This is a genomic window from Bradyrhizobium sp. (genome assembly GCF_049581145.1).
GTDB lineage: Bacteria > Pseudomonadota > Alphaproteobacteria > Rhizobiales > Xanthobacteraceae > Bradyrhizobium.
In genome coordinates this window covers 1-3,441 of sequence record NZ_JBAURI010000805.1, presented here as the reverse complement: position 1 = coordinate 3,441, position 3,441 = coordinate 1, and the positions used below count along the sequence as shown (strand labels likewise).

General features: G+C 58.3%; 2 protein-coding genes. Both read right to left on the bottom strand.

What is annotated here, in order from left to right; all coding sequences use genetic code 11:
* Positions 1–68 precede the first annotated feature (68 nt).
* Positions 69–1,070: a DNA/RNA helicase domain-containing protein gene (locus tag WCB02_RS26405; protein ID WP_423962704.1), complete on the bottom strand. Its 1,002-nt coding sequence runs from the start codon at positions 1,068–1,070 to the stop codon at positions 69–71.
* A 232-nt stretch (positions 1,071–1,302) separates the two neighbouring features.
* The coding region (locus WCB02_RS26400) for a TrlF family AAA-like ATPase (RefSeq protein WP_423962703.1) at positions 1,303–3,441 on the bottom strand (2,139 nt) is incomplete at its 5' end.

Sequence of the window (3,441 nt, the reverse complement as noted above, 5' to 3'; positions counted from 1 at the left end):
GCCGAATTTTCGCGCCGACGTGTCGAGAGGATCGCAATGCTTTCCGGGGCTACGTCCCTCGAAGTGAGCTATTTTACAATCTCATCCAGCTTTGCCAACGCATCGGCCGGCGAGCCGTAGTACACATTGTCACAGGGTGATCCATCCGGCGCCCCCTGCAACGCCAAGTCTATTCCCGAAATGATGGACGCCTGGGTCGCAACCTGTCTGGTATTGCGGCAGTTCTCGAACAAATCATCATACGCCGGAAAAATCGGCGCGAGGCGCGCTTCTGCCTCGTTCTGAATGTCGCCGTCGTAGATATTCTGCAGCGGATCCAGAATGAAGTGCCACTCTCCCCGGGTCAGGCCATTTGTCAGGATAAGGTCGAATGCATCCAGATTGTCACTGGTCAGGAGATCCTGAGCTTCATCCACCACCAGAGCATCCCAGGTCTCCAGCTCAAGCGCGAGCACCCCTTCAACAAACAATTGAGGAAACTGATGGGCATAGAAGCCCGGATCTGGCGAGAACCGGGCAAGCTTGTCCGATAGACCCGCTCTGCCTATGACCTCGGCATAGAGCGCATGCACGTGCCGAACGTCGATCAGCGACACGTTTGGTTCCTTCGCCAACCCGAACCTTATGTGCGAAGCAAGCAGTTGATTGAAGCAGAGAAAGAGAACTCGCTTCCCCTGCCCGGCCAAAAGCCTCGCACGCTCAACTGCAATGACGGTCTTTCCGGTACCGGCCTTACCACGAACAATTGTCCTCGGGTTGGAGGCCATTCTTCTCGAAGCGCGAATTTGCTCGTTCGTGAGCTGAAGAAGTTTTGACTCCACCACAGTCAAAAAGCCCCCAACGCTGAATGCAGACTCGACGTCGGGCCGAAGGATCTGACGTGCCTTGCGGATCAGCGCCAGCGAAGGTGGGTCACACAGCAAGGACTTCCCCTCCAGGTAAATACCGTCAGCCACTTTTGAGCCGCGTTTGACCGGAGATCTCTTTGTTTTACCGACACTTGGACAAAGAAAAATACCGTCAGACGCAGCATCGCGCATGACGGTATTGATCAGGATCGGTAGTTTCAATGGACAGCGACGCCGTCAGGCGCTCCGTCTGTCCAGATTTCTGCGTACCGATAGATATCGAACGTAAATGACGAATTCAGTCGTAAAATCAGTCGGTTAATTCGCGCAATTGGATAGGGCGGGATAGTCCCGGGCGACCCCGAATTATTCCCTCACCAAAATAAAGGAAGCCAGCGTCGCGGCAAAGTGACGTCGTACTGATCCGCCGACGATTGCCGACGAGCCGACTCCCTTATCGCTCCCATCGGACCCTCAGCCTGCGAGCCCTTTCCTGGAAGGCACCTTCACCACCCTCCAGTATGTCGCACACCGCTTTTCGGATATCAGCGTTCTCCAGCCCGCCCGACTGGTAAGTGATCGGCGGCAACGCACCATGTGGGTGCGGTCCGGATTCCGCGATGATGATCTGATCGGCGTCGGTATTGATCACCAGATTCGCGTTGTGGGTCACCATGATCACCTGGCGGTTCGATTTGGCTTCAATGAACAGCCCCACCAACTCCTCGAAGACGGATTTAGGATCAAGGTTCTCCTCCGGCTGGTCGATGATCAGGGGCCTGCCGTCACCGTCGTCGAGTGCCAGGTAGAGGAGCAGAAGCACGATGCCGCGGGTGCCGGGCGACAGTTTCCGGATATCTACCCCGTCATACTCGATGCCATAGTGAATATCGATGTGGTCCATACTGAACAACCATTGAGCGAATCGTTTCGACCAAGCCCGGAATTCCACCTGCTCGGTATGAGCGACCGGCGAGTGGTCGAGCAATTCCTTCTGATAGAGCCGACGAAACTCTTTCATTGCCGCTACGACCCCGGCAGATGAAGCCGTTTCCCATGCCTGTTTCAAGACCGCGTTCGCCCTTTGAAGCAGCGTGCCCTTGCCCCTGAACGCCCCGCTCTTCCGGAGATCGATCAGTCCATCCTCTGCCTGCGCCGCCCACTGCGCGACATTGGCGACCCGCGCCACAGAGAACGATAGCTTCTTCAACGTCCCAGACGCTGCCGCCAAGCGCGCCATCAGCGGCCCATACAAATCCTCCAAGACGGCTTGTTCGGCAACAAGCGCGTCGAAGGCCCTGCCATAGGCTTCCTCGCGCTGCGTCTGAAGATCCCGCGCGCGATCTTTCGCACCCTTGCTGTCTTCCAGCTTGCCTACGAACGTCTGCATCGCAGCGGTCTCGGTGGCGATGCGACCCGACAGCGCGGTGTATTGCCGTTGCGTCTCCTTGTCGGAGCTGACCAGCTTTTCCAGCCGCGCCATTTCGGCTTCCAACACCGCCTGCGAAAGCGTCGAAAGATCCGTATCGTCCGGGAAGAAGGCGATGTTCGGAGATCCAGCGGCGGGCGCAGTTCCCTTAAGCTCTGCAATTTTACCGTCGACCCAATTGATGTAGCCCTTCAGGTCATTGTCGACGGTACCCTTGTAGTCCAGCATGAAGGCAGCCCACTGCTCCTCGGACATGCCGCTGTGCGTGTGCCTCGACTGGGTCTGACGCAACGCCTCTGGGGCTTGATTGCGTCGAAGGTCTCGGACTTCATCCTGAAGCGCGAGGAACGTTTGACGCTGGTTCGTGAACCGCCGCAACGTGCTCCTCACCGCATTCGTTGCGCCGGCGAGCTCGGTGTGGCGCTGGGCCCTCTTCTCACTACCAGCTGAAACAAGCTTTGCGCGGTCTGCGGTATAGGCATCGACCAGTTTCTTTTTCTGGGCGACCTGAGCCTCATAGCTCGAGACTAGTTTTTCTTTCTCGAGCTCGGTGCTGATGCGCTCCGATATCTGGGAAACCGCGTCCGCTTCGCGATCCCGCGCCAGCCGATGACGTGAGGCGCGATGTTCCAGGAGTTCGGCAAAGTCCAGAGCGCCATTGCGATCATGATCGGGATGTGCCTCGAATATCACGCGTTCAATCTCGCGGAGCAGCCCGTCGGTCAGGCCGCTCGACGAGCACAGCTCCTCGACGAACTGCTGCGAAAGGTAGCGCGCGCGTGGATAGCTCATCGGTCCGTTGGCGTCCGATCCGTCCAACGACCGAGTGCTAGGGTCCCCGGCTGCCCAACTGATCTTGACCGCGCCTTGGCCGATCAAGGGCCGTGCCCGCACGAGAAACGAGGGATTCGCCCATTCATCGGCGGCCCAGGCCTCGTTCGATATGGAATCGCATCCGGCGGCGATCATGTCGGCGAGTGCGGTTTTACCGGACCCGCGCCCGCCTATGATAGCAACGAGGCCCGAGTTCAAAGGGATAGTCTGGGTCTGCAGCCAGGGTGCACCGACAACCTGTATTTCCGCGATGACCTGGGACGGCGTCGCTGATGTTGGCGGTTCGGCGCCGACATGAGCGCGTCCGCGAGGATCAATGCAGGCCTGGCG